This is a genomic window from Citrobacter sp. TBCS-14, from assembly GCF_005280805.1.
GTDB classification, from domain to species: domain Bacteria; phylum Pseudomonadota; class Gammaproteobacteria; order Enterobacterales; family Enterobacteriaceae; genus Citrobacter; species Citrobacter gillenii.
On the sequence record NZ_SZWM01000164.1, the window covers coordinates 164,495 to 178,146 of the forward strand.

Annotated in this window: 15 protein-coding genes; 9 read left to right on the top strand and 6 right to left on the bottom strand. The window is 53.5% G+C overall.

Translation table 11 applies throughout. The features are described from left to right. Window positions 1–70: 70 nt before the first annotated feature. The 9 genes from ttrS to ydhT all read left to right on the top strand — a co-directional run bounded on the left by ttrS (window position 71) and on the right by ydhT (window position 9,093). The gene (gene ttrS / locus FDX22_RS04505; protein ID WP_115258622.1) at window positions 71–1,852 is read left to right on the top strand and encodes a tetrathionate respiration histidine kinase TtrS; all 1,782 of its coding nucleotides are present in this window, start codon (window positions 71–73) and stop codon (window positions 1,850–1,852) included. Continuing rightward, on the top strand, window positions 1,827–2,411 hold the full coding sequence (gene ttrR / locus FDX22_RS04510) for a tetrathionate respiration response regulator TtrR (RefSeq protein WP_115258621.1): 585 nt from the start codon (window positions 1,827–1,829) through the stop codon (window positions 2,409–2,411). The genes ttrS and ttrR overlap by 26 nt, the downstream gene beginning before the upstream one ends. A 93-nt stretch (window positions 2,412–2,504) precedes the next feature. Continuing rightward, complete coding sequence (gene fumD / locus FDX22_RS04515; protein WP_096757203.1) at window positions 2,505–2,714, top strand: fumarate hydratase FumD; 210 nt, start codon at window positions 2,505–2,507, stop codon at window positions 2,712–2,714. A 510-nt stretch (window positions 2,715–3,224) separates the two neighbouring features. Continuing rightward, the gene (locus FDX22_RS04520) at window positions 3,225–3,851 is read left to right on the top strand and encodes a ferredoxin-like protein (RefSeq protein ID WP_096757202.1); all 627 of its coding nucleotides are present in this window, start codon (window positions 3,225–3,227) and stop codon (window positions 3,849–3,851) included. A 120-nt stretch (window positions 3,852–3,971) separates the two neighbouring features. After that, a complete protein-coding gene (locus FDX22_RS04525) occupies window positions 3,972–6,074 on the top strand; it encodes an aldehyde ferredoxin oxidoreductase (RefSeq protein WP_115258620.1) in 2,103 nt (700 codons plus the stop codon). A 10-nt stretch (window positions 6,075–6,084) separates the two neighbouring features. Beyond that, complete coding sequence (locus FDX22_RS04530) at window positions 6,085–6,762, top strand: YdhW family putative oxidoreductase system protein (RefSeq protein WP_146716772.1); 678 nt, start codon at window positions 6,085–6,087, stop codon at window positions 6,760–6,762. 64 nt (window positions 6,763–6,826) lie between these two features. Further along, window positions 6,827–7,495: a 4Fe-4S dicluster domain-containing protein gene (locus FDX22_RS04535; RefSeq protein WP_096757199.1), complete on the top strand. Its 669-nt coding sequence runs from the start codon at window positions 6,827–6,829 to the stop codon at window positions 7,493–7,495. Then, entirely contained in the window at window positions 7,492–8,277 is a 786-nt protein-coding gene (gene phsC / locus FDX22_RS04540) for a thiosulfate reductase cytochrome B subunit (RefSeq protein ID WP_096757198.1), read from the top strand. Before FDX22_RS04535 ends, phsC begins: the two co-directional genes overlap by 4 nt. A 3-nt stretch (window positions 8,278–8,280) precedes the next feature. Next, window positions 8,281–9,093, top strand: coding sequence for a protein YdhT (ydhT, locus tag FDX22_RS04545; RefSeq protein WP_117343031.1), 813 nt, complete (start codon window positions 8,281–8,283; stop codon window positions 9,091–9,093). 9 nt (window positions 9,094–9,102) lie between these two features. On the opposite strand, the gene FDX22_RS04550 is transcribed toward ydhT, so the two are convergent. From FDX22_RS04550 to FDX22_RS04575, 6 genes are all read right to left on the bottom strand, one after another. Next, on the bottom strand, window positions 9,103–9,780 hold the full coding sequence (locus FDX22_RS04550; protein WP_096757196.1) for an amino acid ABC transporter permease: 678 nt from the start codon (window positions 9,778–9,780) through the stop codon (window positions 9,103–9,105). Continuing rightward, on the bottom strand, window positions 9,770–10,555 hold the full coding sequence (locus tag FDX22_RS04555; RefSeq protein ID WP_135912116.1) for an amino acid ABC transporter permease: 786 nt from the start codon (window positions 10,553–10,555) through the stop codon (window positions 9,770–9,772). The genes FDX22_RS04550 and FDX22_RS04555 overlap by 11 nt, the downstream gene beginning before the upstream one ends. Further along, window positions 10,555–11,373, bottom strand: a complete 819-nt coding sequence (locus tag FDX22_RS04560) for an amino acid ABC transporter ATP-binding protein (RefSeq protein ID WP_135912115.1) — start codon at window positions 11,371–11,373, stop codon at window positions 10,555–10,557. The genes FDX22_RS04555 and FDX22_RS04560 overlap by 1 nt, the downstream gene beginning before the upstream one ends. Before the next feature lies 1 nt (window position 11,374). Continuing rightward, window positions 11,375–12,208: an ABC transporter substrate-binding protein gene (locus FDX22_RS04565; protein WP_115258614.1), complete on the bottom strand. Its 834-nt coding sequence runs from the start codon at window positions 12,206–12,208 to the stop codon at window positions 11,375–11,377. 403 nt (window positions 12,209–12,611) lie between these two features. After that, window positions 12,612–12,752, bottom strand: a complete 141-nt coding sequence (locus FDX22_RS04570; RefSeq protein WP_096757192.1) for a hypothetical protein — start codon at window positions 12,750–12,752, stop codon at window positions 12,612–12,614. Window positions 12,753–12,847: 95 nt separating this feature from the next. Then, a complete protein-coding gene (locus tag FDX22_RS04575; protein WP_115258613.1) occupies window positions 12,848–13,579 on the bottom strand; it encodes a FadR/GntR family transcriptional regulator in 732 nt (243 codons plus the stop codon). Window positions 13,580–13,652 lie beyond the last annotated feature (73 nt).

Sequence of the window (13,652 nt, forward strand, 5' to 3'; positions counted from 1 at the left end):
CTCTATTGTGGTTAACCACATACCCGGCTTGTTGTTGATCTAAAACAACATAAATGACAGGGATAATGGCGTGAGATGTAAAGTAGTACATTGCCTGACGGTGCTGGCAGCGTTGTGGATGCTGAGCGGAGCGGCCTGGGCGCAGACATGGAACATTGGCGTCTTAGCCATGCGTGGGGAGGTCACCACACGTAATCACTGGCAGCCGCTGGAAACCCTGCTGAATCAGCAAATCGCCGGTGAACGGTTTCATATTCAACCGCTGGACCTGCACCAGATGCAAGATGCCGTGAACCGGGGAACCGTGCAGTTTGTGGTAACCAATCCGGCGCAGTTTGTGCAGTTAAACAACCGCGCAGCGCTACGCTGGCTGGCATCCTTACGCTCCACCCGCGGCGGAAAAGCGACCAGCAATGTGATTGGTAGTGCGATCCTGGTCAGGCGTGACGGAGAGATCGCGTCGGCACACGATCTGATCGGCAAAACGGTTGGGGCGATCGATGCCCAGGCATTTGGCGGCTATTTGCTGGGTTATAAAGCGCTTATCGATGCGGGATTGCGCCCGGAGCGCGATTTGCGCCTGAGGTTCACGGGTTTTCCTGCCGATGCGTTAGTGTATTTATTGCGTGAGAAAGCCGTTCAGGCCGTGATTGTGCCGGTGTGTCTGCTGGAAAAAATGGATGAAGAAGGGCTGATCCATAAAGCAGATTTTAAGGTGGTGCTCAACCATCCGACGTCGATTCCCTGCCTGAGCAGCACGCCGCTTTATCCTGACTGGTCCTTCGCCGCACTGCCTGCAGTGAGTGATGAACTTGCCGATCGCGTCACCCGGGTTCTGTTTAATGCACCACAAGATGCGCCTTTTCGCTGGGGAGCTCCCGCCTCGACCCGCGAGGTCGAAACGTTACTACGTGACGTTCGTCAGCACCCGCAGCAGCGTCAACTGTGGCTGGATATCAAAAGCTGGTTTATCCAGCATCAACTGGTAATGGGGGCAGCAGCGGTAGTTCTGCTGTTGCTCACACTCAACTACATCTGGGTGATGCTGTTGGTCCGTCGTCGCGGCAGGCTGCTGGAGCGTAACAATGTACTGTTGCGCAAGCAGGAGCAGGCACTGGAAACCGCGCGTCAGATGAGCGTCCTCGGCGAGATGACGTCCGGGTTTGCCCATGAACTTAACCAGCCGCTCTCGGCTATCCGTCACTATGCGCAAGGCTGCCTGATTCGCCTGCGCAGTCAGGATCAACAGCATCCGCTGTTACCTGCGCTTGAACAGATAGATGCTCAGGCACAGCGGGGGGCCGATACGTTGCGCAATCTGCGTCTGTGGGCCAGCCAGGCCCAGGGCAATCCAGTAATGACGGATGACTGGCAGGCGATCAACATCCGTGATGCTGTCCACCACGTGTGGCAATTATTGCGTATGACACAGCAATTCCCTGACGTCACGCTGCAAACGACGGTCAGCGCAAACTTAACGCTGACGCTGCCCAGCGTTCTGCTGGAACAAGTACTGGCAAATCTGGTGCTTAACGCCGCTCAGGCAGGGGCCAGCACGGTGTGGTTTACCGCTCAACATGAGGACGACGGTATCAGCATACAGGTACAGGATAACGCCGGGGGAATCGATGAAACTCAGCTTTATCAAGCGTTCCAACCGTTTATGACTACCCGCAAAGAAGGAATGGGGCTGGGATTGGTCATATGCCAACGCCTGGTTCGCTATGCCGGCGGCGAGATTAGCATCAACAATCAACAGGCTCCAGATGGTCGGGCGGGTGTCGCGGTAAGATTACATTTTAAGCCAACACAGAAAGGGGGCGATTGTGGCGATCATTCATCTGCTGGATGACGATGTAGCCGTCACCCAGGCCTGCGCATTTTTACTGGAAAGTCTGGGATACGAGGTCCGGTGCTGGCAGCACGGAGAAACCTTCCTGGCCGAGGTCAATCTGCATCAGGTCGGGGTTGTATTGCTGGATATGCGTATGCCGGGACTGGATGGACAAGGTGTACATGACGAGATGCTACGGCGCGGCAGCACGCTGGCGGTGGTCTTTCTTACCGGGCATGGCGATGTACCGATGGCGGTCGCGCAAATGAAACGTGGAGCGGTCGATTTTCTGCAAAAGCCGGTTTCTGCCGGACCACTTCAGGTCGCGTTGGAACATGCTCTGCAGGTTTCCATTACGGCATGCACGCGCCATGAGATTGTCGCTTGCTACCAACAGCTTACCCCAAAGGAACGCCAACTGGCCGGTCTGGTGGCACAAGGGTTGATGAACCGGGAAATCGCAGATGCAATGAATATTGCGGTCCGTACCGTTGAGGTTCACCGGGCAAGAGTGATGGAAAAAATGCAGGCGGGGAGCCTGGCTGAGCTGGTTCACCGACTCCAGCAGGTTCTGTAGATTCATGACAGTTATTTGATTTTCATTGATTTTTTGTCTAATAAGCCAGACTGATATATGCTGTTGGTTTGAGCTAATGACGAGCAGGCAAATATGGGTAATCAGACCAAAGATGACGAACTGTACCGCGAGATGTGCAGAGTTGTTGGTAAAGTAGTACTGGAAATGCGCGATCTGGGACAAGAGCCTAAGCATATCGTCATTGCCGGTGTACTGAGAACCACCCTCGCCAATCAGCGTGTGCAACGCAGTGAGTTAGAAAAACAGGCCATGGAGACGGTGATTAAAGCGTTAGCCGGTTAATCCTGAAAAGGGCGGTGGAGAAAGGCTACCGCCCTGTAATTCTGCCACGGTATTCTATCAATATATATAATTCATCTTTGAAAATAAAAAGTGCAGAAAAATGTATTTGTCGTTATGTATTATATTATATATCGATTAAAACAAACGCTTATATTTGGAGGTGTAATCACAAATATTTGTAATGCAGATGAAATACTATTTCAACCTGCCTTAATGATAATAAATATCACTCCGCATTAATTATTCTCCTTCCCGTTTTTACTTGATAACGATCAAGGTTACAGGCTATGAATAACCACATTATTTATCCGCCTAACCCTAAAGGGTTATTCCTGTCTTGAGGGTAAAGATTCACTCCGTTTAACCACCGTCATTGATGCGATCAGGTTAGGGCAAAAATATCACGTGTTGTCGGCAACATCAGTGGCCCGATTTGGCCTGCCCGGCGCGTATAAACATGAGCACTGGATGTGTTGCTGCTACAGCGTTTGCGAAGAGGATGCGAAATAAATGAACCAGGTTGATCGTCCATTTTTAGATTGTGGTTTAACGCGACTTGAATTTCTACGGATATCAGGAAAAGGTCTGGCAGGGTTAACCATTGCCCCCGCACTGTTATCACTTTTTGGCTGTAAGCAGGAAGATGTCGATAGCGGCACTGTCGGGCTGATTAACACGCCGAAAGGAGTGCTGGTGACGCAACGTGCACGCTGCACAGGATGCCACCGCTGCGAAATTTCCTGTACGAATTATAACGATGGCGCCGTTGGCACCTTCTTTTCCCGTATCAAAATCCATCGCAACTTTTTCTTTGGTGACAACGGTGTCGGTTCCGGTGGCGGACTATACGGCGATTTAAACTACACCGCCGATACCTGCCGCCAGTGCAAAGATCCGCAATGTATGGCTGTCTGCCCGATAGGCGCAATTACCTGGAAACAGGAAGACGGTTGTATTGCGGTGGATCACAAGCGCTGTATTGGCTGTAGCGCGTGTACCACTGCCTGTCCTTGGATGATGGCGACCGTGAATACCGAAACTAAAAAATCCTCGAAATGTGTGTTGTGTGGGGAATGCGCCAATGCTTGTCCGACTGGAGCATTAAAAATTATCGAATGGAAAGAGATTACCGTTTGATGGATCGCAGGCTTGCCTGATACGCGTCATTAATTGCCAAAAAAATTGCCGCTATGTACAGAAATGCGGCCAGCAAAATGACGGGTATATCTATTAAACCTTCTAGCAAAGGAAAAAATGATGGCTAATGGTTGGACAGGTAATATTTTACGGGTCAATCTCACGACGGGTAATATCACCGTGGAAGATTCCAGTAAATTTAAAAAATTTGTCGGTGGGATGGGCTTTGGTTATAAAATTATGTACGACGAAGTCCCGCCAGGCACAAAACCTTTTGATGAAGGGAATAAACTGGTTTTCGCCACCGGTCCCCTCACTGGCTCGGGCGCACCCTGCAGTTCACGCGTCAATATCACCTCATTATCAACCTTTACCAAAGGTAATTTAGTCGTTGATGCCCATATGGGCGGCTTCTTTGCGGCACAAATGAAATTTGCCGGCTATGACGCGATTGTGATTGAAGGTAAGGCGGCATCGCCTGTCTGGATCAATATCAAAGACGACAAAGTCAGCATCGAAAAAGCCGACTTCCTGTGGGGCAAGGGTACACGCGCTACGACCGAAGAAATTTGTCGCATCACCAGCCCGGAAACCTGCGTCACCGCCATCGGTCAGGCGGGAGAAAATCTGGTACCTCTGTCCTGTATGATCAACAGCCGCAACCACAGCGGCGGTGCTGGCACCGGTGCGGTGATGGGCTCGAAGAACCTGAAGGCCATTGCGGTTGAAGGCACAAAAGGGGTCAACATCGCCGATCGCAAAGAGATGAAGCGGCTGAACGATTACATGATGACCGAGCTTATCGGCGCTAACAACAACCATGTGGTGCCGAGCACGCCACAGGCGTGGGCTGAATATTCATCGCCAAACTCACGCTGGACGGCGCGTAAAGGGCTGTTCTGGGGCGCGGCGGAAGGCGGCCCGATTGAAACGGGGGAAATCCCGCCAGGCAACCAAAATACCGTCGGCTTTCGTACCTACAAGTCGGTGTTCGATCTCGGACCGGCCGCAGAAAAATACACGGTCAAAATGAGCGGCTGTCACTCATGCCCGATTCGCTGTATGACCCAGCTCAACGTCCCGCGTGTTAAAGATTTTGGTGTACCGAGTACCGGTGGTAACACCTGCGTGGCGAACTTCGTGCACACCACGATTTTCCCGAACGGCCCGAAAGATTTTGACGAGAAAGATGATGGCCGCGTGGTGGGGAATCTGGTTGGCCTGAACCTGTTCGACGACTACGGTATCTGGTGTAACTACGGGCAATTGCACCGTGATTTTACCTACTGCTACGCCAAAGGCGTTTTTAAACGCGTGCTGCCGGCTGAAGAGTATGCCGAGATCCGTTGGGATCAGCTGGAAGCGGGCGATCCTAATTTTATTAAAGATTTCTACTACCGCCTGGCGCATCGCGTCGGCGAACTCAGCCACCTTGCAGATGGGTCATATGCCATTGCCGAACGCTGGAATTTAGGCGACGAGTACTGGGGCTATGCCAAAAACAAACTGTGGTCGCCGTTTGGTTTTCCTGTTCACCATGCTAACGAGGCCTCGGCACAGGTGGGGGCGATCACCAACTGCATGTTTAACCGTGACTGCATGGCGCACACCCACATCAACTTTATCGGCTCTGGTTTGCCGTTGAAATTACAGCGTGAAGTGGCGGGTGAGTTGTTTGGCTCACAGGATGCCTACGACGAAACCAAAAACTACACCCCAATCAACGCCGCCAAAATTAAATATGCCAAATGGACGCTGCTGAAGGTCTGTCTGCATAACGCCGTCACGCTGTGCAACTGGGTCTGGCCGATGACGGTGTCGCCGCTGAAGAGTCGAAACTATCGTGGGGATCTGGATCTGGAAGCGAAATTCTTCCAGGCGGTAACCGGTGATGAAACAACGCAGGCAAGCCTGGATCTCGCCGCTGAGCGTATTTTTACGTTGCACCGTGCCTATACAGTGAAGCTGATGCAAACCAAAGATATGCGCAATGAGCACGATCTTATCTGCTCCTGGGTCTTCGACAAAGATCCTAAGATCCCGGTGTTTACCGAAGGGACCGACAAAATGGATCGGGAAGATATGCGCCAGTCATTGACGATGTTCTATCAGGAAATGGGCTGGGACCCGGAACTCGGCTGCCCAACGCGTGAAACCCTGAATCGCCTCGGTCTTGAGGATGTGGCAGCCGATCTGGCTGCGCAGAATCTGCTGCCGGCGTAAGGAACGTGAGATGACTAACGTGAGCGACGTTCTGGTCGCCGATGAGGAAGCGTGTATAGCGCTTCCTGATGAGGTGGATAGCCAAAAACGACAGTGGCTACAGGCGTTACACCCGGCCGTAGAGCACAGCAACACGCCGCAGGCCGAAGAGCCGGTGACGGCGGAGTCGATAATGGCGGATTTTATCCGCCAGCACTCCACGTCGGGCCAGTTGGTGGCGCGCGGTGTGTTTTTGCAGCCACCTTATTCAATGCCTGAAACAGACCTTACGCTGCTGCTGGACGCCATGCATGAGCAGGCGGGAAGTGCGGATATTACCTGCGTGCAGGGTGCGGAAGATGTGTATTTCTACTCGACGCAGACCATGACGGCTAACTATGCCGACATGTGCGTGCAGGTGGTGGAAAACGATATCTGCCGGGCGATCGCCGAGGCGGTGCGCTTTGACTGCCGAACGTATCCTCGCCCGTATAAGGTCGCCATGCTCGGACAGTCGCCGTATCACTTTGCACCTCAACAGATAGCCGCGGCGCTGACCGCCATGGAAACGCACCCGGATTACGCAGATATACGCGTTGTGGAAGCGTCGAATGCGGAACCTTATCTGTTTAGCGAGCGCTTTATGCGCTACGGCAAGGCGTACGGCCTGTGTGAATGGCTTGAGGTTGAGCAGTACCAGAACCCCTGAATTGATCAGGTAAATGTCATGGAACGTGTGGACGATCACTGTCACAGCATTAGAGGATAACCCGATGTCCTTCACCCGACGAAAATTTGTCATTGGCATGGGGACGGTGATTTTTTTCACCGGCCCAGGCCAAACCTTGTTAGCAAGTACCAAAAATACGCAAGCGGTTCGTTATGTCATGATTCATGATGAGTCATTGTGCAACGGCTGTAATATTTGTGCCCGAGCGTGCAGAAAAACCAACCATGTTCCAGCCCAGGGTAGCCGTTTGTCGATTGCCCATATTCCGGTGTCGGATAACGACAACGAGACCCTGTATCACTATTTCCGCCAGTCCTGCCAGCATTGTGACGATGCGCCCTGTATTGAGGTGTGTCCGACCGGTGCTTCCTGGCGCGATGAGAATGGGATTGTGCGGGTTGACGCCGCGCGTTGCATTGGCTGTAGCTACTGCATAGGGGCCTGTCCTTATCAGGTTCGCTATCTTAATCCGCAAACCAAAGTGGCCGACAAATGTGACTTCTGCGCCGAGTCACGTCTGGCAAAAGGCTTCCCGCCTATCTGCGTGAATGCGTGCCCGGAACATGCGCTGATATTTGGGCGCGAAGATAGTCCGCAGGTTCAGGCCTGGCTGCGCGAAAACAAGTTTTACGAGTATCAGCTGGCAGGCGCCGGGAAACCCCATCTGTATCGTCGGTTCGGTCAACATTTGATTAAAAAGGATAATGTATGAACGCGTCGCAGAATGCCGAACAGTTTCATGCGCAACTGGCGCAGTACGTCCCCTTGTTTAAGCCCGACTACTGGCCCGTCTGGCTGGTGGCTGCCGGGTTAATGCTGGTGGGGATGTGGCTGGTGCTGGCGCTACACGCCATGTTGCGCTTTCGCTCTGCCAATAAAGCGTCAGCCGGGCACGGTGAGAAAGTTTATCTGTACTCTAAGGCGGTCCGCCTGTGGCACTGGTCGAATGCGCTGCTGTTTTTACTGCTGCTGGGCAGTGGCCTGGTCAACCACTTTTCTGCCGTCAGCGCCCCGGTAATGAAAAGCCTGCATGCTGTGCACGAAATCTGTGGCTTCTTGCTGCTGGCGTGCTGGATTGGCTTTGTGCTGATCAACCTGATCGGTGGCAACGGGCATCATTATATGATTAAACGCCAGGGCTGGATTGGGCGGGCGCAACGACAGACGCGGTTTTATCTGTTTGGCATTATGCAGGGTGAGGCACACCCGTTCCCGGCATCCACGCGGTCTAAGTTCAACCCGTTACAGCAGGCGGCCTATGTCGGCGTAATGTACGGACTGTTACCGCTGTTGCTGATTTCTGGTTTGCTGTCGCTGTATCCGCAAGCGGTGGGCGATCTGTTCCCGGGTGTGCGTTACTGGTTGCTGCAGGCGCACTTTGCGCTGGCGATAGTGAGTCTGTTTTTCATTTTTGGACATCTTTATCTCTGCACCACGGGACGCACCCCGGGCGAAACCTTCAGGTGCATGGTGGATGGCTATCATCGGCATTAAGCAATGATGATAACCTCTAGTGACTTACGGGCCTGGCGCGTCGGGCCCGTGTTGTACCGCTGGTTTCTGCGTTCGTTTCCGGACGGTGGCAGCTATGCGGATGTTCACCGTGCGCTTGAGCGAGAGGGTTTCGGCGACTGGGCGGACAGCCTCGTGGAATATGGCTGGTCTAAATGGCTGGATGAAGCACGTTTTGTGCAGCAGGATATTTTCGCGATGGCGCGTTTAGCCAGCCCGCAAACGGCAGACGACAATGGCAGACAGCTGGCGAGTGCAACGGACAGCGACAGCCTTGGCAGTGCAGGTGATAACGTCAAAATCGCCAGCGCCGGGTACGCCGCACAGATTGCCAGCGCGGGGTACAGCGCCCGCATTGGCAGCGTGGGGTACAATACGCATGTCGGCAGCTCCGGCAATCGCAGCAGAATTGCGGTTGCGGGAAATTCCACGCGCGTCAGCAGCGTGGGAAACGGCACGCGCATCGCCAGTACCGGCATGCGTGTGCGTATCAGTTCGTTGGGCGAGCGCAGCCGTATTGCCAGCAGCGGCGATCTCACGCAGATCGCCAGCTTTGGCCCTGAGTCAAAGATTGCTAACTGTGCTGACAATGTGCACATTATTGCCAGCGGTGAAAATGCGGTCGTTGCCAGTACCGGCGAGGTCGATTCAATCATTCTCGGCCCCGGTGGATGTGCCGCGCTTGCCTATCACGACGGGGAGAGAATGCGGTTTGCCGTTGCCATCGAGGGTGAGAATAATATCCGTGCCGGTGTGAAATACCGGCTCAACGACGACCACCAGTTCGTGGCCTGTTGAGCCGTGGCATTATTTTAGCGCGAACCGATGCCGGGCGACTTTCTCCAGCCCAAAACACAGCAGGTAGTAAACCAGTCCGGTAAAGACAAAAATCGCAGCCGGGTAAATCTGCACGCGGCTGTTCACCTGACCGGCAACCGTCGTCAGTTCAGGGACGTTGACGATAAACGCCAGCGACGTATCTTTTAGTAACCCAATAAAAATCCCCGTCAGCGATGGCAGAATATTACGCAGCACCTGTGGCAGTAAAATCAGCCACAACGTCTGAAACGGGCGAAATCCTTGAGCCACTGACGCCTCATACTGACCGCCAGGCAGCGCGTTTAAGCCCGCATACACGGAGTGCATTACCGAGGCGGCGGTAAACCAGGCTAGCGCCAGCGTGACGGTCGCCGCCCCTGGCAGATCGCTGCCTGTCAGCATGGGCAGCAGGTACCACATCCAGAAAATGACAAAAATGAGCGGAATACCGCGAATAAACTCCGCCCAGACAAACAGTCCCTTGCGCACCACGCCCGGGAACCGCCACGCGCAGCAGGCGAGGAGAATCCCGGCGGGCAGCGCCAGCACCGCAGCGCCAATTGCCATCAGTAACGTGAGCAGAACTCCCCCCGGCTGTCCCTGTGCCGCGCGTCCCCACAGGAGATAGTCCAGATTGTCGGTAATCACCGAAATATTAGCGATCATGCTGTGGACTCCGGATGCTCAAGATGTGGATTTTTACCGCAGATCGTTTTGCCGGTACGGGCCGAGGGCCAAGTCGCGTGAGCAGCATTCCCAGCACAAGCCCAGTGAGCAGATACAGCCCGGTGCCGACGGCAAACGCTTCCAGTGCGTGGGCGTTATAACTCTCGATTTGCCGAACCTGGTAGGTCAGTTCAGCGAAACCAATACCGCTGGCAAGCGATGAGAGCTTCATTAAATTGAGATACTGCCCGACGATTGGCTGCCAGGCGTTAGCCAGGCCCTGAGGCAACAGAATATGCCGAAAGGCCGCCCAGGAAGAAAAACCCTGCGCCACGGCGGCTTCCCGATGCCCGCTGGACACCGCCTGTAAACCGGAGGCGATTTCCTCCACCAAAAAAGCTGACGTAAAAATCCCCAGCCCCCAGGCCGAACAGAGAAACTCCGGCGTTAACCACCAGACCTCTCCCGGCAGAATGGACCACGGGTGCTCAGCATTGATGAAGGTAATTACCCCCCGGGGAAGCAGATTCCATGCGGCGAAATACCAGAACATCAGTTGTACCAGTAACGGCGTGTTGCGAAAAACTGAAACCCACACGCTGACCATGCCACCGGCGATGCGATTACCCGAAAGGCGCAGGCCGAGCAGTAAGATGGCCAGCAATGTGGCGAGTACGATCCCCACCAGTGTCACCCATAGCGTGGTCAGAAAACCTGACATTATCCATTGCAGAGGTTGCCCGCTCAGCACTCCCTGCCAGTCCATTGCGTGCATTATAACGATGACTCCTGATGTAACGGGTCGAGAACTTTTTTCAGGAAACGTCGGGTCCTTGGGTGCTGCGGGCGGGTAAAGAACGCCTCGGGGGGCGCCACTTCGAGAATGTCGCCGCCATCAATGAAAACCACCCGATCGGCAATCTCGCGGGCGAAATGCATTTCGTGAGTGACGACAATCATCGTGATGCCACTATGGGCGAGGTTTTTCATCACCAGCAGCACTTCGCCGATCATTTCGGGATCCAGCGCGGAAGTGGGTTCATCAAACAGGATGATTTGTGGAGAGGAGGCCAGGGCGCGCGCGATGGCAACGCGCTGTTGCTGACCGCCGGAAAGCTGTGCGGCGTAGGCCCCGGCTTTGTCAGCCAGTCCGACCTGTTCCAGCAGCTCAAGTGCGCGTCGTTTCGCCTCCGTTTTATTCCAGCCGTGAACATATTCCAGCGCCAACGAGATGTTCTGCTGCGCCGTCAGATGTGCGTAAAGATTGAACTGCTGGAACACAAAACCAATGCGACTGCGTAACTGACGTAAGGCCGCGCCGCGCAGCTGGCCGATCGGGTGATCATCAATGAAAATATCGCCCCCGCTAAGTGATTCAAGCTGATTGATCAGGCGAATAAGCGTAGATTTCCCTGAGCCGGAAGGGCCCAGAATGGTGACCACTTCACCGGGCTCCACGGTCAGGTTAACGTCATTTAACACCACCTGTGCGTCATACTGTTTATGCACATTGCGCAGCTCGACCCGCGCCTGACGCAACTGCGTAAAATCCGCAGCTGGCGCTGCGGAGCGAGGAAACAGACCTGAGAGCATATTACTTCGCTTCTATTTTAAAGGCGCGGGGCTGGGGATTTTTGGTTTCAGGCCCAAACCAGACATCGTAGATTTTGGCCGCCTGACCGGTCGACTCAAGTTTCAGCAGTTCGTCGTTTACCGCGTTTAACAGCGCCGTTTCGCCTTTTTTCACCCCTACGCCGATCTCTTCTTTACTCAGCAGGTCAGGTAAAATTTTGAAATCTGCTTTATCCGGTGCGCCACCTAACAGGCCCGCCAGAATAGTACTGTCCTGGGTGATGGCCTGAACATTGCCATTGCGCAGTGCGGTCAGCGCCAGCGGAATATCGTCGTAGGCCAGCACGCGTGACTGTGGGAAGCGCTGATGTAGCGCCTGTTCACCGGTAGTGCCTTTCACCGCGCCGATGCGTGCCTTGCTGTAATCATCAAGCTTGTCCGGGGATTTTGCGGGCACCAGGAACTGCTGTCCGGTGACAAAATAGGGGACCGAAAAGTCGATGACCTGCGCCCGCTCCGGCGTAATCGTAATATCCGCAACGATTAAATCGGCCTTACCGGATTGCAACAGCGGAATGCGGTTGGCCGGATTGGTTGCCACCAGTTCCAGTTTTACACCGAGTGATTTTGCCAGCGCTTCGGCAAAATCCACGTCATAGCCGACAATTTTATGTGTTTTCGCATCAACAGAGCCAAACGGTGGGTTAGCGTCGAACGTTGCGACTTTCACCACGCCTGCAGCTTTGATATCGGCCAGTTGATCGGCCTGAGCCTGCGAAGCCATCATGCCCGACGCGGACAATATGCTAAGAGCCAGGATTGATTTTTTAGCGCGCTGAATTTTCGTTGCCATCATTATATGAAATCCCTGTAGTTATTGGTTTGTGCTATTAACGCTCCCATAACTTATCGATGGCGCAAAATAAGAAAAAATTCTTATCTATATACAAAATGATATTAGTGAAATAGCTGTTAATAATGGGTAAATACAATGCAAATTATCCAGAAACGCTACTGTATTTCCATGCGGGCCTGTACCATAAACCGATAACCGATGTGGAATTGGGGGCCAGTCATGCTGCGTGATAATTTTAACGATTTCTATTATCTCAAAGAGGGCCAGGCGCTGCGTGTACGGGTTATTATTTGTATTATCCCAGTCGCAAACAGCACACCGCTGCCTTTGCTCAGCTGATTGAAGCATTGCGCTATACACGCTGACTGGAGATAAAAAAACCGGCATTACGCCGGTTCAGGGATTAGATTTTGCAGGCATCGCCGCAGTCATTATCCGCAATCATTTCCTGTGCTTTTTTGTCTGCATCTTCCAGACGTTCCGCATTGCGCTCTTGCGCTTCATCGAGCCCATCAAAGACCAGATTATCGAGATCAATTTCCATTAGTCACCTGTTCAGGTTCAGCGTTTAACATCCCCCTTATTATATTGCAAAAATGTTGCTGAACAGCAGCGATTCTTGCGATTTAGAGGCGACTATCAAATCAGATGTGCGTATTTTTCCGGTAGCGTGGTCCACAGATGTCGGTTGGCGGCGCTCAGGATGATATCCCGCATGCACTCCCGCGCCGTAACGCCTTGGCGAAGGCGAATGGCTTCCAGCAGCAGGCGGTGCTGTTCTACAGCATGCTCTGTTTCCCTGACCGAAGCCTCCTGTGTCTGTTTAAATGACAGCATCATAGCTGCTGAAAGCGCATTGCCAATCGACATCAAAAACGGGTTATGGCAGGACTTTAACAGCGCCGTGTGAAAGGCCAGATCGCCTTCTTCAAACAGCGCGATCTTATCCTGCTGTTGCCCACGCGACATCAGCGTCCAGGCCTCCTCAATGGCGGCCAAATCGCGGGCAGTGGCGTTGGCGGCGGCCAGCGCGGCGGCGTTAGGTTCGAACATTAGACGCGTTACCACCAGTTGTTCTGCGACATCAGGCGCAATACCCACTTCTTCCATCCAGCCCAGCACGTCGGTGTCGAGAAAACTCCAGAGTTCGCGCGGGTTTACCGTGCTGCGCCGTTTTGCCTGAATTGACAGCAAGCCTTTGGCTGACAGGACATGCAGCGCGTTTCGCACTGAGGTTCGCGAGGCAGAGTACTGCACGGCAAGTTCATTTTCACCGGGGAGCATCTCCCCATCGCTCAGGGTCCCGCAGATGATCTTCATTGCCAGATCGCGGGTGATCGTTTCGGAAATTGTGGCCTGGGGCGTCGTCATAGTGTGCCTTGAAGATAAGAGAGTCCTTTCATTGTAACTATAAAGCAGTAGGTAACGCATACAAGATTTTATT

Excerpts from the sequence above, each read along its gene's own strand:
- FDX22_RS04530 (WP_146716772.1), top strand. The coding sequence starts at position 6,085 with ATGACTAACGTGAGCGACGTTCTGGTCGCCGATGAGGAAGCGTGTATA.
- phsC (WP_096757198.1), top strand. The coding sequence starts at position 7,492 with ATGAACGCGTCGCAGAATGCCGAACAGTTTCATGCGCAACTGGCGCAG.
- FDX22_RS04570 (WP_096757192.1), bottom strand. The coding sequence starts at position 12,752 with ATGGAAATTGATCTCGATAATCTGGTCTTTGATGGGCTCGATGAAGCG.
- FDX22_RS04520 (WP_096757202.1), top strand. The coding sequence starts at position 3,225 with ATGAACCAGGTTGATCGTCCATTTTTAGATTGTGGTTTAACGCGACTT.
- FDX22_RS04550 (WP_096757196.1), bottom strand. The coding sequence starts at position 9,780 with ATGATCGCTAATATTTCGGTGATTACCGACAATCTGGACTATCTCCTG.
- FDX22_RS04555 (WP_135912116.1), bottom strand. The coding sequence starts at position 10,555 with ATGCACGCAATGGACTGGCAGGGAGTGCTGAGCGGGCAACCTCTGCAA.
- FDX22_RS04565 (WP_115258614.1), bottom strand. The coding sequence starts at position 12,208 with ATGATGGCAACGAAAATTCAGCGCGCTAAAAAATCAATCCTGGCTCTT.
- ydhT (WP_117343031.1), top strand. The coding sequence starts at position 8,281 with ATGATGATAACCTCTAGTGACTTACGGGCCTGGCGCGTCGGGCCCGTG.
- FDX22_RS04525 (WP_115258620.1), top strand. The coding sequence starts at position 3,972 with ATGGCTAATGGTTGGACAGGTAATATTTTACGGGTCAATCTCACGACG.
- FDX22_RS04535 (WP_096757199.1), top strand. The coding sequence starts at position 6,827 with ATGTCCTTCACCCGACGAAAATTTGTCATTGGCATGGGGACGGTGATT.
- fumD (WP_096757203.1), top strand. The coding sequence starts at position 2,505 with ATGGGTAATCAGACCAAAGATGACGAACTGTACCGCGAGATGTGCAGA.
- FDX22_RS04560 (WP_135912115.1), bottom strand. The coding sequence starts at position 11,373 with ATGCTCTCAGGTCTGTTTCCTCGCTCCGCAGCGCCAGCTGCGGATTTT.
- FDX22_RS04575 (WP_115258613.1), bottom strand. The coding sequence starts at position 13,579 with ATGACGACGCCCCAGGCCACAATTTCCGAAACGATCACCCGCGATCTG.